This window comes from Halococcus sediminicola (assembly GCF_000755245.1).
Classification (GTDB): Archaea; Halobacteriota; Halobacteria; order Halobacteriales; family Halococcaceae; genus Halococcus; species Halococcus sediminicola.
This window is the reverse complement of the sequence record NZ_BBMP01000022.1, coordinates 732,440-753,492: the sequence shown is the minus strand read 5'-3', so window position 1 is coordinate 753,492 and position 21,053 is coordinate 732,440. Positions and strand designations below refer to the sequence as shown.

Sequence of the window (21,053 nt, the reverse complement as noted above, 5' to 3'; positions counted from 1 at the left end):
GCCGAAAGCCTCACACACCGCTACCTCATCGATGACGCATGAGCCAATCGACCGACGCGACGCTCGACAGCGCCGCCGAAACGGCAATCAATCAGTGTCTCGCGCTCGGGGCCGAGGAATCCTGCGCCGTGGTCACCGACGACGAGCGCCTTCCCATCGGGCGCGCGCTGTACGACGCCGCGCGTGCGGTGACCGACGAGGTGGTTTTGCTGCAGTACCCGCCGGGGGACCAGCACGGCACCGAACCGCCGGCACCCGTCGCCGCGGCCATGCGCGGGGCGGACGTCGTGTTCTGTCCCACCACCAAGAGTTTGAGTCACACGCGCGCCCGCTCGGGAGCCAACGAGGCCGGCGCGCGCGTGGCAACCCTGCCCGGCATCACCGAATCGGTGTTCACCACCGGCCTCGATACCGACTACCGTGCCATCGAGCAGAGCTGTGAGACGGTACTCGATGCGGTCGCCGACGCCAGCGAGGTTCGCGTAACCTCGCCCGCGGGGACGGACATCACGTTCGAGCCGGGCGAACACGAGTGGCTCGCCGACACGGGCATCGTCCACGAGGCGGGCGCGATGTCGAATCTCCCTGCCGGGGAGGTGTTCGTCAGCCCCGAGAACGCGAACGGGACCTACGTCGTCGATGGCACGATGATGCCCCACGGATTGGTCGATACGCCCATCGAGTTCACCGTCGAGGGCGGGTTCGTGACCGACATCGAGGACGAAAGAATCCGCAAACAGGTCGAGCGCGGCGCGGAGGAAGTCGGCGACGACGCCTACAATCTCGCCGAACTCGGCATCGGGACGAACGCTGCCATCTCTCAACTAGTGGGGTCGGTGCTGCTGGACGAGAAGGCTGCTGGCACAGTGCACATCGCCATCGGCGACGACCACGGCATCGGCGGCGACACGCAAGCACCGCTCCATCTCGACGGCATCCTCCGCGACCCAACGGTGTATGCCGACGGGGAGGAACTAGCACTTCCGGAAGCGAACGGGGCGTAGCGAACGCCACGGGCTTTTATTCGTTGGGGCGATAGACCATCCATGAGCGAAGCCACCGAGCGCGTCGGCACTACCTGCCCGGCGTGTTCACCCGACACACCCGTTGTCCACGAACTGCTGAAATCCGGCGGCCAGGCGACCGTCCGCTGTGGCGAGTGTGGCCACGTCCACAAGACGCGCCTCGAATCACCCGACACCGAACAGCGCGACGTCATCGTCTCGCAGGACGGCGAATCGTTCTCGACGACGACCGAGATCCCTCGCGAGGAGCGACTCGCGGTCGGCGAGGAGTTCGTCCTCGATACGCCCGAGGCGCTCTTGACCGTGCGCATCACGAGCCTCGAAGTCCAGGGCGGACGCACCGACGAGGCCACCGTCGAGGACATCGAAACCGTCTGGACGCGCGTCGTCGGCAACGTCGCCGTCGACGTGACGCTCAATCCTTCTGGAGGGGGCGACGAGACGCGCGGCATCGAACTCCGCGTGCCGGGTGACTACGAGTTCACCGTCGGGGAGCGAGAGGACCTCGCCGACGAGAATTTCACTGTGAAGGGCATCCACCTCCGCGCGGACGCCGAGGGCTACGGGTTCGACCGCCTCGACCACGAGGGCGACATGGCCTTCGCCAAGGACGTCAACCGTGTCTACGCCGACGACGAGTCGAGTTCGGCGTGGTCGGTCTGGTGATGGACCACGAGGTAGCGCGCGAGCGGCTCGTCGCCCGCCTCGACGAACAGGGTCGCATCGAGCGCGATGCGACGCGCGAGGCGCTCTTGGCCGTTCCACGCCACGAGTTCGTGCCCGAGAGTCGCTCGAAAAACGCCTACGACGACCGCCCGCTGCCGATCGGCGAAAACCAGACCATCAGCGCACCGCACATGGTGGCGATGATGACCGACCTGCTCGCGCCCAGTACTGCGGATTCGATCCTCGAAATCGGGACCGGCTGTGGCTATCACGCCGCCGTCACGGCCGCGATCGCGGGCGAAGTGAGAAGCGTCGAGTATCACGAATCGCTCGCCGCGAGCGCCCGCGAGCGCCTCTCGAAACTGGGCTACGACGTCGCCATCCGCGTCGGCGACGGCCACGACGGCTGGGCCGCACACGCCCCCTACGACGGGGCCTATCTCACGTGTGCAGCGGCCGAAATCCCCGAGGCGATCGTCGAACAGGTCCGTCCCGGCGGGGCAATCGTCGCCCCCATCGGTGATGGCCGCCAGACGCTCGTCCGCGCTCGCCGGCGGGCCGATGGCGGATTCGACAGGGAAACCCACGGCGGCGTGCGGTTCGTGCGGATGCAGGGCGGATAGCGCGGCCAGAAACGCCCGGGAGCGGCGTTTTCAGACGTCGGGCGGGTCGCCGCCGAACGCCTCGATGAGCGCGGGGACCACCTCGAAGAGGTCGTCGACGATGCCGTAGTCGGCGAGATCGTAGATCGGTGCGCTCGAATCGGTGTTGATGGCGACGATGGTCTCCGCGCCTTTCATCCCGGCGACGTGCTGGACAGCGCCCGAGATCCCGATGGCGATGTACACTTCGGGCGTGACGACCTTCCCTGACTGGCCGACCTGTCGGTTCTTCGGCAGCCAGCCGTTGTCGACGATCGGCCGCGACGACGACAGCGTCGCGCCGAGCGTGTCGGCCAACTCCTCGACCAGCGCGATGTTCTCTTCTTCTTCGATGCCGCGGCCGACGCTCACCAGGACCTCGGCGTCGGTGATGTCGACATCGCCGCCGCCGACTTCCTGAAAGCCCGTTACCGTCGAGCGCACGGCCGACTCGTCGATGTCGACGTCGAACTCCCGCACGTCGGCGTCGCCCGTCCCCTCGGCGGGCGGCCACTCACCGGGTCGGATACTGATGGCCACCCGGTCGGCGTCGACTTCCACGACCGTCTCGACCTTCGAGCCGTACATCTCGCGGGTGACGTCGAGGGTATCGCCGTAGTCGACGTCGATGGCGTCGGTCACGAGCGGCAGCGACAGACCGTTGGCGACGGCTGGCGCGTAGTCGAGGCCGTTGACCGTGTTCGGCATGAGGAGGACGTCGGGCGCGACCTCGTCGTAGAGCGCCTCGACAGCTTGCGTGTAGACGTCGTGGTTGAACTCCTCGCCCTCCGCGACCGTGTGGATCGCGTCGACGCCCTCCCGATCGAGTTCGTCGGCGAACGCCCCGACCTCGCCGCCGATGACGGCGACGTGGAGGTCGCCACCGATCGAATCGGCGAGGTCACGGCCCGCGGTGATCAGTTCGAAACTCGCGTCGCGGAGGTCGCCGCGGCGGTGTTCGGCGATGGCGAGCACCGTCATCCCTCGACCACCCCCTTGTCCCGCAGGAGGTCGGCGAGTTGGCTGGCCTCCTCGTCGGGACCACCCTCGAACAGCGTGGCGTCGCTTTCGGTCTCCGGTTCGTAGAGCTGGGTGAGCGTCACCGCGCTCTCGGTCACGCTCGCGTCGAGACCCAACTCGTCGAGCGTCTTGGGCGCGATCTCCTTGGACTGGGCCTGTCGGATCCCCCGCAGGCTGGCATAGCGTGGCTCGTTGATGCCCGTCTGGATGGTGAGCACGGCAGGGAGTTCGACGTCAGTGAGTTCCTCGACGCCGCCTTCGAGTTCGCGGTGGACCGATGCGGTCTCGCTTCCCGGTTCGTACTCCAGATGGTTGACGACGGCGGCCCACTCGAAGCCGATCTCGTCGGCGAGGCTCACGCCGGTCGCGCCGAACGCCGTATCGTCGGACTGGACGCCCGTGAGCACGAGGTCCGGCTGTTCTTCCTCGACGACCGCCGCGAGCACGTCGGCTTTGGTCTCGCTGTCGAGGTAGTCGACGCTCTCTAACTCGTCGTCCCAGACCCGGATTGAACGGTCGACGCCCTTGGCGAGCGCCATCCGGATCGTCTCGTCGGCGCGTTCGGGTCCGATGGTGACGGAGACGACCTCCACGTCGTCGCCGGCTTCTTGAATCTGGACGCCCGCCTCGACGGCGTAGTCGTCCCACTCGTTGAGATCGTAGTTCAGATAGCGGTCGTCGATGGCCAACCCATCGATCTCGAAGTCGTCCTCGACTTCTGCCACCTCCGCCACCGCGATGAGGACCTTCATGAAAAACCCACTCATCGCGCGGATGTTAACGGTTCCGAAAGGGCGCTAGTCGCCGTCTCCATCGCCGGGAAGACTGATGAGGTTCTCGCGCCCGATGCGGAGCTTCTCGACGCGGCCCTCGTCGGCCATCGCCGAGAGCAACTGGGAGACCTTCGCGTTCGACCAGCCGGTCTCGCTCACGATGGCGGCCTGTTTCATTCGACCGCCGTTACCTTCGAGCAGCTGCTCGACACGCTCCTCGTCCGAGAGCAGTTCCGTCTCCGTCGGTGACGGCTCCGAGGCCAGGGACGAGGGTTCGTTCGTCGGCTCATCGACGGGTCGCCCGTCGGTTCCCGCCTCATCTCCGTCGCGTCGGGCGAGCGCGTAGGCCCCGACGACGGCGGTGAGCGCGACGGCGGCGACCCCGAGCGCGAGCGGCGGGAGCGACGCCAGCGGCCCGCCGCCGGTGTCGGGGGTCGGATTCGGGCCGTCCCGGTCGGTGAAGACGACCGTCGGCGACCCCGGTTCGAACGTCGTCGGTCCCTCCCACGCGAGCGTACCGTTGGTGAAGCCGACCGGCGAGCGGGTGACGGTGTATCCCGACGGCGATTCGAGGACCAGGGTCTGATTCGCCGTCAGACCCGGCAGCCACGTCCCGCGGGTGGTGTTGAACGCGTCGCCGACGACCAGCCGGTCGCCGTTCGTTCGGGCGAAGTTCGTCCACTTGAACCCGAGGGTGAGGCGTCCGGTGTCGGCTCCGCTCGCGTTCTCGCCGACGATCGTCGCGTTTCGCGTCACGTTCGTCACGTTCATCGACCGACCGGTGACGACGCTCGACTCGTTGGCTGCCTGCCGGAACGCACCGACCGAGAAGCCGGCGTTGCCCTCCTCGAACTCCCGACCGAGCGCCCGGAACGCCGACGAATCGTTCGCATCGTCGAGGACGAACGCCGCCGACACGCGAACTCGTGCGTCGCCGTTCGGCTGCGGGTGGATGGCGATGGTCGTGTTGGTCACACTGCTCGGCTGACCGGTCTCCGCCCGTACCGCCGGCGTGAGCCGCGCTGGGTCCGGTGTGACCTGCCCAACCACCGGTGTGGCGACGACGGCCACGAGGATGAGAACGACGAGCACCGCCCGAAAGCGCATACGGTCTGTCTTCGGTCCGACGCGAAAACAGTTTTCATCCTTGACCTGTTCGCCATCCGCTGGCGGCATGGTTTTAATAGCGCCCGTTCGTTCTCTCTCGTCAATGCGTCGTGCGCTCGCCGTGGTACTGTGCTGTTGTCTGCTCGCCGGAGGGGCCGTCGCGGTTCCGGGAGTCGGCGACCGCCAGCACGCCCGGCCGGCGACGCCGGCGACGAACACGAGCGAGTATCTGACGGTCGGGCCGGACGCGCTCGAGACAGCTTCCTACCGACGGGCGACCCTCGACGTCTCCGGCGCGCTCGCGCTCGATACTCGTCGTCTGGAGGGCCAACACCGCCAGCTCGTCCTCGACGAGCGCTTCGCCACGATCGACTCGACGGCCACGCGCCGTGCCATGCTTCGGCGGAGCGCCACCCGCATCGAGGGCCGCATCGACGGCCTGCAGCGGCGTCAGGCGACCGCCGTGGGAGAGTACAACAACGGGACGATCGCGGGACGGGAGTTCGTCGTCGAACTCGCACGGATCGACACGGCGGCCGGACGGCTCGGTGCGGCCGCCGACCGCGTGACCGAGCGCGCACGCGCGATTCCCGGCTCGACCATCGACGACCAGCCAGCGACGAGTTGGGCGCGCAACCGCCGCGTCGAACTCGGTACGCTGCGTGGTCCGGTGCGGGGTCGCATCGCCGCGACGCTGCGCGGGGAGAACACGATCCCGCTCGACGCATCGACGGCGCCCGACCTCGAGGGCGTCGGCACGGCCCCCGACGAACGGCTCGAAACGCTCGAACTGTACGTCGAGACCACCGATGAGGGCGTCGTGTTGGCGACGGTCGACGAGGGGCGTTACTACCGCGAGGCGTACCTGCCGACCGAGCGCAACGACACCGCGGCGGGCAAGCTGACCGACATCACCGCCGCGCTCGACCGCGTGGCCGAGCGGTATCCGTGGACGTGGAATAACTCGGCAACGACCGATTCGAGCGGCGACCGCCGGGCGGGCATCTATCGCTTCACGCTGTTTTACGGCCACGGCCGACTGACGACCCATCTCGACCGCCGCTCGGGCGAGGTGTTCGCCGAACAGCAACGAAAGCGTCTCTCGGGGACGCCCACGGCCGAGCCGTTACACGAAACCGCCGGCAACCTCCGCTTGACCGTCAACCGCACCTACCCTACTGGCCCGCTCGAACTCGCGCTCACGAACCGTGCGGGTGAACCGGTCGATGGACGCATCACCGTCGCCAACCGCACCGTCGGACGCACCGGCACGGACGGCCGCCTCTGGACGGTCGCCCCACACGAGTCCGCCACCGTCGTCGCACAAACGGACGAAGGACGCGTCGGCATCGAGACGGGGTTCTCGCCGACCACGAACCGGACGACACGCACCACCCGCCCGACAGACGAACGTTGAAATAGCAAGAGAGGGCCACCCGCTGTGTGTCCCGCCGCGCAGTCTCCCCGGTGGTCGGCGTCGTCCTGCTCGTCGCCGTCACCGTGGTGCTCGCCGCGGTGGTCGGTGCGTTCGCCATCGGTGTCGATAATGGGGGAAACGCGCCGGAGGCCGCCATCACCGCCGAGCGCACCGGGAACGAGATCAACCTCACACATCACAGCGGTGACCCCCTCGACGTGGGCGAACTCACGGTGAGAATCTCCATCGATGGCGAACCACTCGAAAAGCAGCCGGACGTTCCCGCAACGGGGGTAGCGGGTTTCAGAGGCCCACCCAGCGGTCCGTTCAACGCGAAAAGCGACGACCGCTGGACGGCCGGTGAAACGGCCTCGCTAACCATCGCCAGCACGACGAACTCGCCACAGCCGAGCGCCGGCTCACGCGTAACCGTGAAGATCTACGCCGAAGGAGAGCCAGTATCGACGGCGCGGGCGTAGCCAGTTAGTTATTCGGGAGCGCGCGCGAGCGTCGTGATGGCTCGTGGACTGCCGGGCTTGGCCTGCTGGATGCGGTGTTCGACCACGTCGAGGTCCGCCGCGTCGAACATCCGGTCGGCCTCCGCTTCGTCGTAGAACAGCATTATCGCGTCGGCGAGCCGGCCGAAGAGGGTGGATTTCGGCGCGTCGGGACCCACGACCAGCACGTTGCCGCCCGGCTTCACCACTCGGCGAAACTCCCGCAGCGTCGCCACGGGGTCGGGCCAGTACTCGATGGAGCCGGACGACCAGACCGCATCGAAGACATCGTCGGCGAAGGGCAACCGCTCGGCGTCGCCGCGGTAGAACTTGACGGGACCGCTCCTACCGAACTTCGCGTAGGCCTGTTCGAGCTGGTGGGCGCTCTGGTCGATGCCGTGCACGCGCTCGGTGTGTTCGAGCAAGCCCTCGGTCCCGAATCCTGTGCCACAGCCCACATCGAGCACGCGGTCATCCTCGCCGATGTCGAACAGCGAGAGCGCCTCGGCCCGCATCGTCTCGTTCCAGACGAAGGGGTTGATCTCGTCGTAGACTTTCGAGAGGTACTTGTAGAACACTCGCGCCCGCGCCTTGTTTTCGAGGACACCCATTGCCCCCCACTCCGACCGCCCGTAGGATAAACTCCCACCTTTTTACTCGTCGGGTGGCCTTCCTGCGGTCGGCCACCACTCCTCGCAAAAATCTGGACCAAAAACTTCCGCTCGCTCATTTCATTCACTCGCGGTTCAATACCTGTCAGCCCACCACCGCCCCGCGACAGCCACATTCCTCCCCAACCGATTCGCTCCGCTCACTTCGTTCGCGTCGCTCATCCCTCGGGCCGGTGCGCGCTCGATGCTCAAGACTTCGTTCGCACACGAGCACGAGCACGCGCCACGGTCAGTACAAGCACCAGCATAGCCCCACAGCACCAGCACAGCAGGACCACAATGACCGGAGACATTCGCAACTACCAAATAGCCGCTCACACAACCCTCGCGGAAGAATGGCGAGACCAGAGGTCCTCGACCGAATCCAGGGTGCCGAGCGGGAGGCCGAAGAGATTCTCGAACGGGCCAAAGCCGAGCGCGAAGAGCGCATCGCCGAGGCCCGCGAGGAGGCCGAAGAGATCCGCGAACAGGCCCGCGCGGAGGCCGACGAACTCGAACAGGAGCGCTTCGAGGAGGCCCGCGCGGAGATCGAACGAGAGCGCGAGGAGATCCTCGCCGCGGGCGAGGACGAACGCGAGCAACTCGAAGCACAGGCCAGAGAGCGCCGCGACGAAACCGTCGAGTACGTCGTCGAGCGCTTCGTCGAGAGAGTTCATGCTTAGGCCCGAACGGATGAGCCGGGTGTCGGTCACCGGCGCGAACCGCGTGCTCGACGACGTCATCGAGACGATCCACGATCTCCGACTGGTTCACGTGACCGACTACGACGGCGAGTGGGAGGGATTCGACCCCGGCGACCCGATCGCCGGCGCTGACGGGGCCGCCGAACGCCTCGTCACGGTCCGCTCGCTCCAGTCGATCCTCGACGTGGATCCCGACCGCGAGGCACAGGTAGGATCGGTCGACGTCGACGATCGGCTCGAATCGATCCGTGGAGAGGTCAACACGCTCGACGACCGCCGCGAGGAGTTCCGCGAGGAGCGTCGCACGGTCGACGAGCGCATCGGCGCGATGGCCCCCATCGAGGCGCTCGGCATCGACCTCGACCTCCTCACCGGCTACGAGAACCTCGAAACGCGCGTCGGCGAGGGCGACGAGAGCGCCGTCCGCGACGCGCTCGACGCCGCCGACGACGTCGCCCGCTACGAACTGTTCGCCGAGGGCGACGCCATCGCGGTGTTCGCCGAGCCGGCCGAGGGCGAACAGGACGTGCTCGAAGACGTGCTCGTCGGCGCGGAGTTCGCGGCCATCGAGGTGCCCGACGGCGAGGGTGCACCGACGGAGTACGTCTCACAACTCGAAGCGCGCCGCGCCGACCTCGACGGGGAGATCGAGAGCGTCGAGGACGACATCGACGCGCTCCGCGAAGAGCACGCCGACTTCCTGTTGGCGGCCGAAGAGCAACTCGCCATCGAGGTCGAAAAGCGCGAGGCACCGCTCTCGTTTGCGACCACGCAGAACGCCTTCGTCGCCGAGGGCTGGATCCCCACCGAGAAGTTCGTCGACCTCGCCGAGGCACTCGAAACGAGTGTCGGCGAACACTGCGAGGTCGAGGAACTCGAACGCGCATCCTACGACAGCGACGGCCGCCTCGTCGACCGCGAACCGACCGACGCCGACGAGGGCGGGCGGGGCGAACCGGAGACGGCCGCCGACGGCGGGGTCGCGGTCGAAACCGACGGCGGCACCGAGGCGGACCGGCCGATGTCCGGCAGCGAGCCGCCGGTCGTCCAGGAGAACCCCGACCCGGTGAGACCGTTCGAGATGCTCGTCAACCTCATCGACCGACCGAAGTACTCCGAACTCGACCCGTCGGTCGTACTGTTCCTCACCTTCCCGGCCTTCTTCGGGTTCATGATCGGTGATCTGGGATACGGCATCCTCTACACCGCCATCGGCTTTCTCGTCTACACACGCTTCGACAGCGACGCCGTCCGCAGCCTCGGTGCGATCGCGCTCTGGGCGGGCGGGTTCACGATGCTCTTTGGGGTTCTCTACGGCGAGATCTTCGGCCTGCACGTGCTTGGCGAGGTCGTCTGGGGTGGCCACCCGCCGATCGAGAAGGGCCTGTCGCCGGCCGGCATCGAGTGGGCACAGCTCTGGCTCGTCGTGAGCCTGCTCGTCGGCCTGCTCCACATGACCGTCGCCTACATCATTGGCTTCGTCGAGGAGTTCCAGAAGGACGGTCTGCGCACCGCGGTGCTCGAACCGGGGTCGTGGCTCATCCGCATGCTCGGCATCTGGATCTGGATCTTCAGCGAATCGGCCGCCAGCGCCAAGCCCGAGTTCCTCTTTACGGTGTTCAACGGCGAACCGTTCGCGCTCGGTTTCACCGGCTTCTCGGCGACGGTCGGTCTCGTGGGGCTGGTGGGTGGATTCCTGCTCGGCGTGCTCATGTTCATCGTCAGCGAGGTGGGCCACTTCGGCGTGCTGCCGGGCATCGTCTCGGGCGCGCTCGAAAGCCTGCAGGTACTCGTAAACGTGCTCTCCTATACCCGTCTGGCGGCGGTGTTGCTGGCGAAGGCCGGGATGGCCTTCGTCGTCAACCTGCTCTTTTTCGGGGCCTACAGCGAGGGCCCCGCGGGCGCACAGGAGTTCCACTTCCTCATCGACCACGGCCCGGACTACGTGGCGACGGTCGGTCCCAACGCCGAACTGATGTTCCCCGGGCTAGTCCACATGGGCATCGGCGGCGTCATCGGTGGGGTTCTAGTGCTCGTCTTCGGGCACGTGGTCGTGCTCGCACTCGGTATCACCAGCGCCGGCCTGCAGGCCATCCGCCTCGAATACGTCGAGTTCCTGAACAAGTTCTACGAGGGCGGCGGCGAGCGCTACACGCCCTTCGGCCGCGAACGAAAGCACACCGGCGAGAACTGAACTCCCTCCCCGTTTCGCGGGGTGTCACTCCATCCTTCGATGTGCGCTGTGTGGCCTTATGAGGCTGTCCATCCACGGTTGCTGGAATTTTTTGGGAAGCTTTATGAATCCAGTAGCGGGAGTAGGCACTGTTCGGAAGCAAGCGAACACGCAACGGAAAACCCATGATAGGACTCGAACTCACGGCTGCGTTCATCGACGCGATGGTACTGCTTCAACAAGGTGGCGGCCCGGCGATCACCGGGACCGGGCTGGCGGCGCTCGGAGTCGGGCTGGCCGGCTTCGGCGCGGGCTACGCCGAGCGCGGTATCGGTGCGGCCGCGATCGGCGCGCTCGCCGAGGACTCGATCTCGTTCGGTATCGCACTCGTCATGACAGTGCTGCCGGAGACGATCGTGCTCCTCACGCTGGTCACGCTGTTCTTGCAGTAACGCCTTCCAACCAATGAGTCTCGATACGGTCGCCGAAGACATCAAAGACGACGCCCGAGAGCGCGCCGAGCGCATCGAGCGCGAGACCGACGAGCGCGTCGAGGAGATCCGCGCCGAGGCGCAAGCCGACGCCGACGACATCCTCGCCGAGCGCGAGCGCGACCTCGAAACGCGCATCGAACAGGAGCGCGAGCAGAAGCTCTCCAGTGCGAAACTCGAAGCAAAGCAAAAGCGCCTCGAAGCGCGCCGCGACAGCCTCGCCGCGGTCCGCGAGCGCGCCGAGTCGGCGGTGGCGGACATCTCCGGCGACCGGCGCGAGGCGCTGACTCGCGAACTGCTCGACGATGCCGCGCGGGAGTTCGACGGCGGTTCGATCGAGGTGTATGGCCGCGCCGACGACGCCGACCTCATCGAGTCGATCCTCGACGACTACGAGGACTTTTCCCACGCCGGTTCGGTCGAGTGTCTCGGCGGCATCGTCGCCGAGAACGAGGCCTCGCGCGTGCGGGTGAACAACACCTTCGACTCGGTGTTCGATGCGGTCTGGGACGAGGAGTTGAAAGCGGTCAGTGACCGACTGTTCGACCAATGAGCACGCGAACGAACGCATCGAGTTCGAACTACGAGTACGTCACCGCGCGCGTCCGTTCGCGCCGGGCGAAGTTGTTCGACGAGGACGATTATCGCAAGTTGATCCGAATGGGGCCGGGCGAGATCGCCCGGTTCATGGAGGAATCGGAGTACGAGGAGGCGATGAACGCCCTCGGTGCGCGGTACTCCGGTGTGGACCTCATCGAGAACGCCCTCCACCGCAACCTCGCGAACCACTTCGACGACCTGCTCCGGTTCGCCGAGGGACCGCTGTACGACTACATCGCGCGCTATCTCCGCCAGTTCGACGCGTGGAACATCAAGACCGTCATCCGAGGACTGTACTCCGACGCCGAGCGCGAGGCGGTCGAGACCGACCTCATCCGCGCCGGCGAGTTCTCGGACGCGCGCATCGATCGCCTGCTCGGCGCGGAGTCGATCGAGGCGGTCGTCGACATCCTCGCGGACACGCTCTTCGGGGAGCCGCTCGCGGCAGCCTACGGTGATTACGAGGAGCAAGCGGTGCTCGTGCCCCTCGAAAACGCCACCGACCGTGCCTTCTACGAGGCGCTCATCGAGGGACTTCCCGCGGAGCCGAACCGCCCCACACAGCTGTACATCGACTTCCTCGAAGCAGAGATCGACTTCCGCAACGTCGAGAACGCGCTGCGGCTCTCGCGCAGCGGTGCGGACGTCGACCCCGCCGAATACTACATCGCGGGTGGACGGCTGTTCGAGGAAGACGAGATCCGCGGACTGGTCTCGAACACCGACGAACTCGTTGCGCGCCTGCGCGAGAGTCCCTACGGTGACGACCTGGATGCGGCGCTGAGCGAACTCGAATCGGCCGAGAGTCTGCGGGGTGTCGAGCGCGCGCTCGACGCCGCGCTGCTCGAATACTCGCGGAGCCTCTCGAATCGCTATCCCCTCTCGGTCTGTCCGGTGTTCGCCTACGTGCTGGCGAAGATGCGTGAGGTCGACAACGTTCGCGCCATCGCGCGCGGCAAGGAGGCCAGACTGGACCCCGAGACCATCGAGGAGGAGCTGGTGATGGTATGAACCGACAGGTCGAAACGGGTGGCGTTCACAGTATCAGCCCATGAGTCAGGAGATCGCCGTCGTCGGCAGCCCGGAGTTCACGACGGGCTTTCGGCTCGCGGGCGTCAGAGCCTTCGAGAACGTTCCCGACGACGAGAAAGAAGACGAACTCGACGCGGCCGTCGAGCGCGTCTTCGATGACGAGGAGATCGGCATCGTCGTGATGGCCGACGACGATATGGAACACCTCTCGCGGGGTGTCAGACAGGACGCCGAGACGAGTATCGAGCCCACGCTGGTGACTCTCGGCGGCGAGGGGGCCGGCAGCGGCGGACTGCGCGGGCAGATCAAACGCGCCATCGGCATCGACTTGATGGACGAGAACTAATTTATGAGTCAGGCAACCGATACACAGGCGAACGAGGACGGCACGATTGCGAGCGTGAGCGGTCCCGTGGTGGTGGCGACGGACCTCGGCGCTCGGATGAACGACGTGGTCTACGTCGGCGAGGAGGGGCTGATGGGCGAGGTCATCGAGATCGAGGGCAACCGAACCACGATCCAGGTCTACGAGGAGACCTCGAACATCGCGCCGGGCGAACCCGTCACGAACACCGGCGAACCCCTCTCGGTCGATCTGGGTCCCGGGATGTTGTACTCGATCTACGACGGGGTTCAGCGCCCGCTCGACGTGCTCGAAGACCGGATGGGCGCGTTCCTCGACCGTGGTGTCGACGCACCGGGCATCGACATGGACGAGACGTGGGAGTTCACGCCGACAGTCGAGGAGGGCGACGACCTCGAAGCCGGTGACGTCGTCGGAACAGTACCGGAGACCGAGAGCATCGAGCACAAAGTGCTCGTGCCGCCGGACTACGACGGTGGCGAAGTGGTCGAAATTGAGGAAGGTTCGTTCACCGTCGAGGAGACGGTCGTCGAACTCGATTCGGGCGAGGAGGTCACGATGCACCAGGAGTGGCCGGTGCGCGAGGCCCGCCCCACGGTCGACAAGGAGACGCCGACCACGCCGCTGATCACCGGACAGCGGATTCAGGATGGCCTGTTCCCGCTCGCCAAGGGCGGGACGGCCGCGATTCCGGGGCCGTTCGGTTCGGGGAAGACCGTCACTCAGCAGAGCCTCGCGAAGTTCGCCGACGCAGACATCGTCATCTACATCGGCTGTGGCGAACGCGGCAACGAGATGACGGAGGTCATCGACGACTTCCCGGACCTCGAAGACCCGAACACGGGCAAGCCGCTCATGTCTCGGACGTGTCTCATCGCCAATACCTCCAACATGCCGGTCGCGGCGCGCGAATCGTGTGTCTACACGGGCATCACGATCGCCGAATACTACCGCGACATGGGCTACGACGTGGCGCTGATGGCCGACTCGACGTCGAGATGGGCCGAGGCGATGCGCGAGATCAGTTCGCGCCTGGAAGAGATGCCCGGCGAGGAGGGGTATCCGGCCTACCTCGCGGCGCGCCTCTCGGAGTTCTACGAGCGCGCGGGCTACTTCCAGAACATCAACGGGACCGAAGGATCGATCTCGGCGGTCGGCGCGGTTTCCCCGCCGGGCGGCGACTTCTCCGAACCCGTCACCCAGAACACGCTGCGCATCGTAAAGACGTTCTGGGCGCTCGACGCGGATCTCGCCGAGCGCCGGCACTTCCCGGCGATCGACTGGAACGAGTCGTACTCGCTCTACCGCGACCAGCTCGACCCGTGGTTCGTCGAGAACGTCGCCGAGGACTGGCCCGAGGTGCGCCAGTGGGCCATCGACACGCTCGACGAGGAGTCGGAGCTCCAAGAAATCGTCCAGCTAGTCGGTGAAGACGCGCTGCCGGACGACCAGCGCCTCACGTTGGACATCGCGCGCTACCTGCGCGAGGCGTTCCTCCAGCAGAACGCGCTCGACGACACCGACGCCTACTCCGCGCCGGAGAAGACCTACCTCATCATGCAGGCGATCAGGACCTACAACGACGAGGCGTTCGCGGCGCTCGACGCTGGGGTACCTGTCGAGGAGATCACGGCCATCGACGCCGCACCGCGGCTGAACCGCATCGGCACGACCGAAGAGTACGAGGAGTTCATCGACGACATCGAGTCGAGCATCGAGAGCCAGCTCCGGGAGAAATACTGAGACTACCACAGATGAAAGAATACCAAACCATCGAGGAGATCAGTGGGCCACTCGTGTTCGTCGAGATCGACGAGCCGGTGGGCTACGACGAGATCGTCGAGATCGAGCTACCGGACGGCGAACAGAAACGCGGACAGGTGCTCGAATCGAGCGAGGAGTTCGCTTCGATCCAGGTCTTCGAGGGCACCGGCAGCATCAATCGTGACGCCTCCGTTCGGTTCCTCGGCGAGACGATGAAGATGCCCGTCACCGAGGACCTCCTCGGCAGAGTGTTGGACGGCTCGGGTCGTCCCATCGACGACGGTCCCGAGATCGTCCCCGAGGAGCGAGAGGACATCATCGGCTCGGCCATCAATCCCACCGCAAGAGAGTACCCCGAGGAGTTCATTCAGACCGGCGTGTCGGCCATCGACGGGATGAATACTCTCGTTCGAGGCCAGAAGCTCCCCATCTTCTCGGCATCCGGCCTGCCACACAACGACCTCGCGCTCCAGATCGCCCGCCAAGCGACGGTGCCAGAGGAGATCGAAGACGAGGCTGGCGACGACACCGACACGGACACCGACGGCGACGAGGACGACGCGGAGTTCGCCGTGGTGTTCTGTGCGATGGGTATCACCGCCGAGGAGTCCAACGAGTTCCTCGCTGACTTCGAGCGCACGGGCGCGCTCGAACGCTCGGTCGTCTTCTCGAACCTCGCCGACGACCCCGCCGTCGAGCGTCAGATCACGCCACGGCTCGCGCTCACCACGGCCGAATACCTCGCCTTCGAGAAGGGCTATCACGTGCTCGTCATTCTGACGGACATGACGAACTACTGCGAGGCGCTGCGCCAGATCGGTGCCGCCCGCGAGGAGGTGCCCGGTCGGCGTGGCTATCCGGGCTACATGTACACCGACCTCGCCCAGCTCTACGAGCGTGCGGGCCGCATCAAGGGCCGCGAGGGGTCGGTCACGCAGATCCCGATCCTGACGATGCCCGGCGACGACGACACGCACCCGATTCCCGACCTCACAGGATATATTACCGAGGGGCAGATCATGATGGACCGGAATCTCAACTCGCAGGGCATCCAGCCGCCGGTCAACGTCCTGCCGAGCCTCTCTCGACTCATGGACGACGGTATCGGCGAGGGCCTCACTCGGGAAGATCACGGCGACGTCTCCGACCAGCTCTACGCGGCGTACGCGGAGGGTGAAGACCTGCGCGATCTGGTGAACATCGTCGGTCGCGAGGCGCTGTCCGAACAGGACAACCGCTATCTCGATCTGGCCGACCGGTTCGAGAGCGAGTTCGTCGATCAGGGCTACGACAACAACCGCGACATCGAGGAGACCCTCGACATCGGCTGGGATCTACTCTCGACGCTGCCGAAGTCGTCGCTCAACCGCATCGACGAGGACCTCATCGAGCAGTACTACCGCGAGGACACTGGCGAGGCGGACGAGGAATCGACGAGCGAAGAGGACGAGAGCGCAGTCGAGTCCGAGGCCGAAGCTTAAGGACCTCGGTCGAGTAATTCTTCCAATGGCAAACGACGTCAAACCCACGCGCAAGGAGCTGATGGCCATCGAGGACCGCATCGACCTCTCCGAGCGCGGCCACGACACCTTGGAGCAGAAACGCGACGGTCTCATCATGGAGTTCATGGACATCCTCGATCAGGCTCAAGACGTCCGTTCGGGCCTCGGTGAGGACTACGAGCAGGCTCAGGAGACCATCGACATGGCGCGCGCGATGGAGGGCGACCTCGCGGTGCGCGGTGCAGCGGCGGCGCTCAAAGAGCACCCCGAAATCACCATCCAGTCGAAGAACATCATGGGCGTGGTCGTGCCCCAGATCGAGTCCTCGAAGGTGAAGAAGGGTCTCGACGAGCGCGGCTACGGTATTTTGGGGACGAGCGCCCACATCGACGAGGCCGCCGACGCCTACGAGGACCTCATCGACTCCATCGTCCTCGCCGCCGAAGTCGAGACGGCGATGAAGAAGATGTTGAACGAGATCGAGACGACGAAACGGCGGGTCAACGCGCTCGAATTCAAGCTCCTGCCCGAACTCAAGGAGTCACAGGAGTACATCGAGCAGAAACTCGAAGAGCAGGAGCGCGAGGAGATCTTCCGGATGAAGAAGATCAAGAACAAGAAAGAAGAAGAGGAGCGCGAGGCCCGCGAGGCAGTCAGTGCCGAGACCGAGCAGCCAGAGGGCGAAGTCGCCGTCACCTCCGACTAGTCGTCGGTGCGCTCGCTGTAGGCGGCATACCGCAGCAGGTTCATGCTCCACTCTTCTGGAAGGTCGGCGACGAGTTCGGTGACGCTTTCCTGTCCGTATTCGCCGTCGAGCAGCGCCGCGATGTGGTCGGCGGCCTTTCCGTAGGCGACGCTCTTGCCCTCGGCTTCGCCCGCGTCGCGCTCGGAGAGGTCGTCGGCGTTCTCGATGGCGTCGAGTTTGTGCATGCCGCTCAGCACGCGCAGTCGCAGCCGAACGTTCTCCAGGTCCTTGCGGTCTGCCTCGTCGAGCATTCTGCCGGCGTTTGTGCGCCCCATCGTATAAACGGTCCGTCAGAGGCCCTCGTAGGTCTCGCGCATCGTCGTGGCGAACTGGCCGTCCCGCTCCGTGGCGAGCGCCACGAGGACGAACGGCTCCTCGCGTGGTCGGAGGACGAACACCGCGAAAGGAGGCTCCGCACTCTCGGCCAGCCGGTCGATGAGCGGTTCCAAAGGGGTAATTCCGTCCTGAAACTCCTCGTAGAGATCGCGCTGGCCCGCCTGTTTGGCGAACGTGTAGACCACCCCGTTCGCCTCGTTGTCGGTGTTTCGCGTGGTCCGCGAGTTCATCGCCTGCCCCTCGCGTTCGGCTTCCTGCCACGTCTCCTGCGCCACCTCGAAAATGCCGGTCGCGTCGTCGGCGAACGCGATCGTGGTCCGGGTTTCGACCTCGATTTCAACGAAGCGCGGCATCCCGTCCGTCCACGAGAGGCGCGCAGCAATGCGATTGCCCGGCTCGATGTTACTGACTTCGCGCCCGAGGTCATCCTCGTAGCCCGCGGTCGTGACGTAGGTCGGGTCCTGTGTGCTCGTATCGAGCAGCAGTAGCTCCGCCGGGTCGCGCGGGCTTTCGAGCACCCGGAAGGTCCCACTCGTCGTCGATTCCATACCGACCACTGGTTTCGCGCGGTGAAACCGTTCACGAAGGGCTATGGTCGTCGCCCGCCTCCCACCGCTATGCGCGTCGTTTCCCTGCTTCCGTCGGCGACCGAGATCGTCGCCGCGCTCGACATCGAACCGGTCGGTGTCTCCCACGAGTGTGACTATCCATCGTGGGTGGCCGACAAACCTGCCGTCAACCGCTCGCGGGTCGATCCAACGGCGTCGAGCGGGGAGATCGACGAGCAGGTGCTCGACGCCGAGGACTCCGGCGGGGTCTACGCCATCGAACTCGACACGCTCGCGCGCCTCGACCCCGACCTCGTGGTCTCGCAGGGCATCTGTGAGGTCTGTGCGGTCGATGCGGTGGCCGTCCGCAAGGCGGTTGACGAGTTGGGTCTCGACTGCGAGGTGCTCACGACCGACCCCCACTCCATCGAGGACGTGTTCGAGGACATCCATCGCATCGGCACGGCGACGGGAACCGAAGAACGGGCGGCGGCACTCGTCGCCGACCTTGAAGCGCGCGTCCGGGCGGTCGAGCGAACGGCTAAAACGGCCGACGAGCGCCCGCGCGTGGCGGTGCTCGACTGGACCAGTCCCGTGATGGTCGCCGGCCACTGGATCCCCGAGATGGTGGAGATGGCCGGCGGTTCCTATGGAATCGCCGACCACGGCGCGGCCTCGCGTCCGGTCGAATGGGAAGCGATTCGCGAGTACGACCCCGAGATACTGGTCGTCGCGCCCTGTGGGTTCGACCTCGACCAGACTACGGAGAACCTCGCCGACCTGACCGCCCGACCGGGTTGGGACGAGCTGACTGCCGTGCAGGAGGGCCGGGCGTACGCCATCGACGGCCACCAGTACGTCAACCGCCCCGGAACCCGGCTGGTCGACTCGCTCGAACATCTCGCTGGCGTGATTCATCCCGACGCCTTCGAGCGGCCACCAACTGACGCCGCCCGCTCGCTGTCGGCGCTGACAGCGAAGCTCTAATCGGCGACCGCACACGAACCGGCGTACTCGACGTCGTCCATCGATCCGATACCATCCTCGCCACAGATCGGGCAGTCGGGGTTCGGTTTGATGGGGAGTTCCTCGAAGCTCATGGCGAGTGCATCGTAGGAGAGTAGCCGACCGGTTAGACTCTCGCCGACACCCATGAGATATTTTACCGTTTCGGTCGCCTGTATCGAGCCGACGACACCGGGGAGCACGCCGAGCACGCCCGTCGTCGCACAGTCGGGGACCGTTCCCTCGGGGGGAGCCTCGGGGAACAGACAGCGGTAGCACGGTGAGTTCCCGTCGAAGGTCGTTACCTGTCCCTCGAAACGGTAGATGGCCCCATGCGAGAAGGGAACCCCGGCGAGCGTGCAGGCGTCGTTGACGAGGTAGCGCGTGCGGAAGTTGTCCGAGCCGTCGACGACGAAGTCGTACTCGGCAACGAGCGCCGTGGCGTTTTCGGGGGTCAGTCGTTGATCGTACGTTTCGGTCGTCACGTCGGGGTTCAGTTGGGCGACGAATTCGGCGGCGCTGTCGACTTTCTTCGCGCCGACGTCACTATCCCCGTGGACGACCTGTCGCTGGAGATTAGAACGTTCGACCACGTCGTCGTCGACGATTCCCAGCCGACCGACGCCGGCGGCGGCGAGATACTGGATGGCCGGCGCGCCGAGACCGCCCGCGCCGACGACGAGCACGCGCGCGTCGAGCAGCGACCGCTGGCCCGCGGGACCGACCCCGTCCATGATGATGTGTCGGGAGTAGCGCTCCAGTTGGGCCGAATCGAGGCTGAGGTCGCTCATACCCACCCTACGTGGCCGACGGAATAAACGTGCGGCCCGCGAACGCATATCTCTACTTTTATGTTGCGTGGATTTGTAGGCCGATTCAGCAATGCAACGGAGTTCAGTCGCCGTCGCCCTCGTCTCGGCGCTGCTGGTCGTGGGTGCCGGCATGGGCGGCGCACTCGCCGCCACCGATTCCCACCACGCACAGCAATCGCCGACCGGGACGACCGACGCCGGCAGCGAAACGAGCACCGGTGATGGAGCCACCGCAACGGGCAGCACGGGCGTCACGTTCGACGACCAGAACGGCAGCGGCGAGAGCGTCGTCGTCCAGTCCGCGACGCTCCCCCAGGCGGGATTCGTCGCCATCTACGACAGCACCCGCTCGGGCAACGAGACGGATCAGATCATCGGCACCTCCTACCCGCTCAGCGCTGGCACGTCGGACAACATCCGCATCCAACTCGACGAACCGCTCAACGACTCGAAGTCGCTGACGGCGGTCGTCCACGCCGACAGCAACGGTAACGACGAGTTCGACTTCGTCTCCTCGGACGGGCAGCAGGACCCGCCGCTCACGCAGGACGGTCGGCGCATCGTCGACATCGCACAGGTCTCGACCGACAGCGCCGGAACCGGCGGGGGGACCGACGCTGCTACCGAAAGCAGTGGCGAGGCGACCGACGCAGCAGCCACCGAGGCCGGCGGTGACGGCCAGACGGCGGCTGCCAGCGGCAACGGGAGCGGCGGCGAGAACGGGAGCGGCGACAGCAGTTCGTCCGGTCCCGGCTTCGGTCTCGCGGTCGCGGTCGTTGCGCTGCTTGCGGTCGCACTACTCGCAACGCGACGGAACTGAATAACTCGTTTTTTTTTTTGAAACGGATACTGGAACTCGTTTGTGAACCGCTCATGGCTATCGAGTCACGAATCGCGGCGGAAGACGGGAGATGGGCCCTGTCGGATTCGAACCAACGACCACTCGGTTATGAGCCGAGCGCTCTCACCACTGAGCTAAGGGCCCGACCACGGGCACAGTCGTCGGTGATGGCATAAAAGTGCGTCTGTTGGCGAGGATCGGGTGATGCACCCGTCGTGAGACGATTCCTCACGGATCAGGAAATTCGTAGAAATTCGACGCCGCCGCCAGGGCTCGAACCTGGGACAACCTGGGTAACAACCAGGTGCTCTACCAACTGAGCTACGGCGGCTCTATCTCG

The 21,053-nt window shown here is 65.8% G+C and carries 23 protein-coding genes and 2 tRNA genes; 16 read left to right on the top strand and 9 right to left on the bottom strand.

All coding sequences use genetic code 11. The features are described 5' to 3' along the window. The first annotated feature begins 38 nt into the window (after positions 1 to 38). Genes ACP97_RS13175 through ACP97_RS13165 form a run of 3 tightly spaced genes read left to right on the top strand, consistent with a single transcriptional unit; the run spans position 39 to position 2,314 of the window. Positions 39 to 1,004 carry an aminopeptidase gene (locus tag ACP97_RS13175; RefSeq protein WP_049998253.1) on the top strand — a complete coding sequence of 322 codons (966 nt, stop codon included), beginning with the start codon at positions 39 to 41 and terminating at the stop codon, positions 1,002 to 1,004. Between the two features lie 42 nt (positions 1,005 to 1,046). After that, positions 1,047 to 1,691, top strand: a complete 645-nt coding sequence (locus ACP97_RS13170) for an HVO_0476 family zinc finger protein (RefSeq protein WP_049998252.1) — start codon at positions 1,047 to 1,049, stop codon at positions 1,689 to 1,691. Beyond that, entirely contained in the window at positions 1,691 to 2,314 is a 624-nt protein-coding gene (locus tag ACP97_RS13165) for a protein-L-isoaspartate(D-aspartate) O-methyltransferase (RefSeq protein WP_049998251.1), read from the top strand. The genes ACP97_RS13170 and ACP97_RS13165 overlap by 1 nt, the downstream gene beginning before the upstream one ends. Positions 2,315 to 2,344: 30 nt before the next feature. Here ACP97_RS13165 and ACP97_RS13160 read toward each other — a convergent pair whose 3' ends face one another. The 3 genes from ACP97_RS13160 to ACP97_RS13150 are packed head-to-tail and all read right to left on the bottom strand — an operon-like array spanning position 2,345 to position 5,232. Next, positions 2,345 to 3,313, bottom strand: coding sequence for an electron transfer flavoprotein subunit alpha/FixB family protein (locus tag ACP97_RS13160; protein ID WP_049998250.1), 969 nt, complete (start codon positions 3,311 to 3,313; stop codon positions 2,345 to 2,347). Beyond that, a complete protein-coding gene (locus ACP97_RS13155) occupies positions 3,310 to 4,104 on the bottom strand; it encodes an electron transfer flavoprotein subunit beta/FixA family protein (RefSeq protein WP_049998249.1) in 795 nt (264 codons plus the stop codon). The genes ACP97_RS13160 and ACP97_RS13155 overlap by 4 nt, the downstream gene beginning before the upstream one ends. A gap of 45 nt (positions 4,105 to 4,149) precedes the next feature. Then, positions 4,150 to 5,232 carry a helix-turn-helix transcriptional regulator gene (locus tag ACP97_RS13150; RefSeq protein ID WP_049998514.1) on the bottom strand — a complete coding sequence of 361 codons (1,083 nt, stop codon included), beginning with the start codon at positions 5,230 to 5,232 and terminating at the stop codon, positions 4,150 to 4,152. A gap of 103 nt (positions 5,233 to 5,335) precedes the next feature. Here ACP97_RS13150 and ACP97_RS13145 point away from each other — a divergent pair, with 103 nt between their 5' ends. Together ACP97_RS13145 and ACP97_RS13140 are read left to right on the top strand one after the other, a co-directional pair. After that, complete coding sequence (locus ACP97_RS13145; protein ID WP_049998248.1) at positions 5,336 to 6,649, top strand: DUF7096 domain-containing protein; 1,314 nt, start codon at positions 5,336 to 5,338, stop codon at positions 6,647 to 6,649. A gap of 26 nt (positions 6,650 to 6,675) precedes the next feature. After that, complete coding sequence (locus tag ACP97_RS13140; RefSeq protein ID WP_049998247.1) at positions 6,676 to 7,128, top strand: type IV pilin; 453 nt, start codon at positions 6,676 to 6,678, stop codon at positions 7,126 to 7,128. Between the two features lie 8 nt (positions 7,129 to 7,136). Here the strand turns inward: ACP97_RS13140 and ACP97_RS13135 are convergent, their stop codons facing one another. Then, a complete protein-coding gene (locus tag ACP97_RS13135) occupies positions 7,137 to 7,757 on the bottom strand; it encodes a methyltransferase domain-containing protein (RefSeq protein ID WP_049998246.1) in 621 nt (206 codons plus the stop codon). 395 nt (positions 7,758 to 8,152) lie between these two features. Between ACP97_RS13135 and ahaH the strand changes: the two genes are divergently transcribed. The 9 genes from ahaH (at position 8,153) to ACP97_RS13090 (ending at position 17,132) form a co-directional block, all read left to right on the top strand. Then, the gene (ahaH, locus tag ACP97_RS13130; RefSeq protein WP_049998245.1) at positions 8,153 to 8,479 is read left to right on the top strand and encodes an ATP synthase archaeal subunit H; all 327 of its coding nucleotides are present in this window, start codon (positions 8,153 to 8,155) and stop codon (positions 8,477 to 8,479) included. Further along, positions 8,472 to 10,694: a V-type ATP synthase subunit I gene (locus tag ACP97_RS13125; RefSeq protein WP_237561164.1), complete on the top strand. Its 2,223-nt coding sequence runs from the start codon at positions 8,472 to 8,474 to the stop codon at positions 10,692 to 10,694. The genes ahaH and ACP97_RS13125 overlap by 8 nt, the downstream gene beginning before the upstream one ends. 164 nt (positions 10,695 to 10,858) lie before the next feature. Continuing rightward, positions 10,859 to 11,125, top strand: a complete 267-nt coding sequence (locus ACP97_RS13120; RefSeq protein ID WP_049998243.1) for an ATP synthase subunit K — start codon at positions 10,859 to 10,861, stop codon at positions 11,123 to 11,125. Positions 11,126 to 11,138: 13 nt separating this feature from the next. Beyond that, positions 11,139 to 11,717: a V-type ATP synthase subunit E gene (locus tag ACP97_RS13115; protein ID WP_049998242.1), complete on the top strand. Its 579-nt coding sequence runs from the start codon at positions 11,139 to 11,141 to the stop codon at positions 11,715 to 11,717. Further along, a complete protein-coding gene (locus ACP97_RS13110; protein WP_049998241.1) occupies positions 11,714 to 12,775 on the top strand; it encodes a V-type ATP synthase subunit C in 1,062 nt (353 codons plus the stop codon). The genes ACP97_RS13115 and ACP97_RS13110 overlap by 4 nt, the downstream gene beginning before the upstream one ends. Before the next feature lie 40 nt (positions 12,776 to 12,815). After that, positions 12,816 to 13,142 (top strand): V-type ATP synthase subunit F, encoded by a 327-nt coding sequence (locus ACP97_RS13105; protein WP_049998240.1) that lies wholly within the window; start codon positions 12,816 to 12,818, stop codon positions 13,140 to 13,142. Positions 13,143 to 13,145: 3 nt separating this feature from the next. Beyond that, positions 13,146 to 14,903: an ATP synthase subunit A gene (locus ACP97_RS13100; RefSeq protein WP_049998239.1), complete on the top strand. Its 1,758-nt coding sequence runs from the start codon at positions 13,146 to 13,148 to the stop codon at positions 14,901 to 14,903. 11 nt (positions 14,904 to 14,914) lie between these two features. Next, entirely contained in the window at positions 14,915 to 16,405 is a 1,491-nt protein-coding gene (locus ACP97_RS13095; protein ID WP_049998238.1) for a V-type ATP synthase subunit B, read from the top strand. Positions 16,406 to 16,430: 25 nt separating this feature from the next. After that, on the top strand, positions 16,431 to 17,132 hold the full coding sequence (locus tag ACP97_RS13090) for a V-type ATP synthase subunit D (RefSeq protein ID WP_049998237.1): 702 nt from the start codon (positions 16,431 to 16,433) through the stop codon (positions 17,130 to 17,132). On the opposite strand, the gene ACP97_RS13085 is transcribed toward ACP97_RS13090, so the two are convergent. Together ACP97_RS13085 and ACP97_RS13080 are read right to left on the bottom strand one after the other, a co-directional pair. Next, positions 17,129 to 17,422, bottom strand: coding sequence for a hypothetical protein (locus ACP97_RS13085; protein WP_049998236.1), 294 nt, complete (start codon positions 17,420 to 17,422; stop codon positions 17,129 to 17,131). The genes ACP97_RS13090 and ACP97_RS13085 overlap by 4 nt on opposite strands. A 39-nt stretch (positions 17,423 to 17,461) precedes the next feature. Then, the gene (locus tag ACP97_RS13080) at positions 17,462 to 18,055 is read right to left on the bottom strand and encodes a DUF6663 family protein (protein WP_049998235.1); all 594 of its coding nucleotides are present in this window, start codon (positions 18,053 to 18,055) and stop codon (positions 17,462 to 17,464) included. A 69-nt stretch (positions 18,056 to 18,124) separates the two neighbouring features. Here ACP97_RS13080 and ACP97_RS13075 point away from each other — a divergent pair, with 69 nt between their 5' ends. Continuing rightward, positions 18,125 to 19,042, top strand: a complete 918-nt coding sequence (locus ACP97_RS13075) for a cobalamin-binding protein (protein WP_049998234.1) — start codon at positions 18,125 to 18,127, stop codon at positions 19,040 to 19,042. Here the strand turns inward: ACP97_RS13075 and ubaA are convergent. After that, entirely contained in the window at positions 19,039 to 19,851 is an 813-nt protein-coding gene (gene ubaA / locus ACP97_RS13070; RefSeq protein ID WP_049998233.1) for an SAMP-activating enzyme E1, read from the bottom strand. The two genes, ACP97_RS13075 and ubaA, sit on opposite strands and share 4 nt — an antisense overlap. Positions 19,852 to 19,942: 91 nt before the next feature. Here ubaA and ACP97_RS13065 point away from each other — a divergent pair, with 91 nt between their 5' ends. After that, positions 19,943 to 20,692 (top strand): DUF7282 domain-containing protein, encoded by a 750-nt coding sequence (locus ACP97_RS13065; RefSeq protein WP_049998232.1) that lies wholly within the window; start codon positions 19,943 to 19,945, stop codon positions 20,690 to 20,692. 92 nt (positions 20,693 to 20,784) lie between these two features. Here the strand turns inward: ACP97_RS13065 and ACP97_RS13060 are convergent. Then, positions 20,785 to 20,857, bottom strand: a tRNA-Ile gene (locus ACP97_RS13060). Positions 20,858 to 20,971: 114 nt separating this feature from the next. Then, positions 20,972 to 21,044: transfer RNA gene (locus tag ACP97_RS13055), tRNA-Asn, on the bottom strand. Positions 21,045 to 21,053 lie beyond the last annotated feature (9 nt).

Bases quoted from the DNA above. Each gene is read 5' to 3' on its own strand.
- ahaH (WP_049998245.1), top strand. From the start codon at position 8,153: ATGGCGAGACCAGAGGTCCTCGACCGAATCCAGGGTGCCGAGCGGGAG.
- ACP97_RS13115 (WP_049998242.1), top strand. From the start codon at position 11,139: ATGAGTCTCGATACGGTCGCCGAAGACATCAAAGACGACGCCCGAGAG.
- ACP97_RS13165 (WP_049998251.1), top strand. From the start codon at position 1,691: ATGGACCACGAGGTAGCGCGCGAGCGGCTCGTCGCCCGCCTCGACGAA.
- ACP97_RS13065 (WP_049998232.1), top strand. From the start codon at position 19,943: ATGCAACGGAGTTCAGTCGCCGTCGCCCTCGTCTCGGCGCTGCTGGTC.
- ACP97_RS13120 (WP_049998243.1), top strand. From the start codon at position 10,859: ATGATAGGACTCGAACTCACGGCTGCGTTCATCGACGCGATGGTACTG.
- ACP97_RS13170 (WP_049998252.1), top strand. From the start codon at position 1,047: ATGAGCGAAGCCACCGAGCGCGTCGGCACTACCTGCCCGGCGTGTTCA.
- ACP97_RS13150 (WP_049998514.1), bottom strand. From the start codon at position 5,232: ATGCGCTTTCGGGCGGTGCTCGTCGTTCTCATCCTCGTGGCCGTCGTC.
- ACP97_RS13175 (WP_049998253.1), top strand. From the start codon at position 39: ATGAGCCAATCGACCGACGCGACGCTCGACAGCGCCGCCGAAACGGCA.
- ACP97_RS13100 (WP_049998239.1), top strand. From the start codon at position 13,146: ATGAGTCAGGCAACCGATACACAGGCGAACGAGGACGGCACGATTGCG.
- ACP97_RS13160 (WP_049998250.1), bottom strand. From the start codon at position 3,313: ATGACGGTGCTCGCCATCGCCGAACACCGCCGCGGCGACCTCCGCGAC.
- ACP97_RS13080 (WP_049998235.1), bottom strand. From the start codon at position 18,055: ATGGAATCGACGACGAGTGGGACCTTCCGGGTGCTCGAAAGCCCGCGC.
- ACP97_RS13110 (WP_049998241.1), top strand. From the start codon at position 11,714: ATGAGCACGCGAACGAACGCATCGAGTTCGAACTACGAGTACGTCACC.
- ACP97_RS13155 (WP_049998249.1), bottom strand. From the start codon at position 4,104: ATGAAGGTCCTCATCGCGGTGGCGGAGGTGGCAGAAGTCGAGGACGAC.
- ACP97_RS13125 (WP_237561164.1), top strand. From the start codon at position 8,472: ATGCTTAGGCCCGAACGGATGAGCCGGGTGTCGGTCACCGGCGCGAAC.
- ACP97_RS13105 (WP_049998240.1), top strand. From the start codon at position 12,816: ATGAGTCAGGAGATCGCCGTCGTCGGCAGCCCGGAGTTCACGACGGGC.
- ACP97_RS13095 (WP_049998238.1), top strand. From the start codon at position 14,915: ATGAAAGAATACCAAACCATCGAGGAGATCAGTGGGCCACTCGTGTTC.
- ACP97_RS13145 (WP_049998248.1), top strand. From the start codon at position 5,336: ATGCGTCGTGCGCTCGCCGTGGTACTGTGCTGTTGTCTGCTCGCCGGA.
- ACP97_RS13075 (WP_049998234.1), top strand. From the start codon at position 18,125: ATGCGCGTCGTTTCCCTGCTTCCGTCGGCGACCGAGATCGTCGCCGCG.
- ubaA (WP_049998233.1), bottom strand. From the start codon at position 19,851: ATGAGCGACCTCAGCCTCGATTCGGCCCAACTGGAGCGCTACTCCCGA.
- ACP97_RS13085 (WP_049998236.1), bottom strand. From the start codon at position 17,422: ATGCTCGACGAGGCAGACCGCAAGGACCTGGAGAACGTTCGGCTGCGA.
- ACP97_RS13090 (WP_049998237.1), top strand. From the start codon at position 16,431: ATGGCAAACGACGTCAAACCCACGCGCAAGGAGCTGATGGCCATCGAG.
- ACP97_RS13135 (WP_049998246.1), bottom strand. From the start codon at position 7,757: ATGGGTGTCCTCGAAAACAAGGCGCGGGCGCGAGTGTTCTACAAGTAC.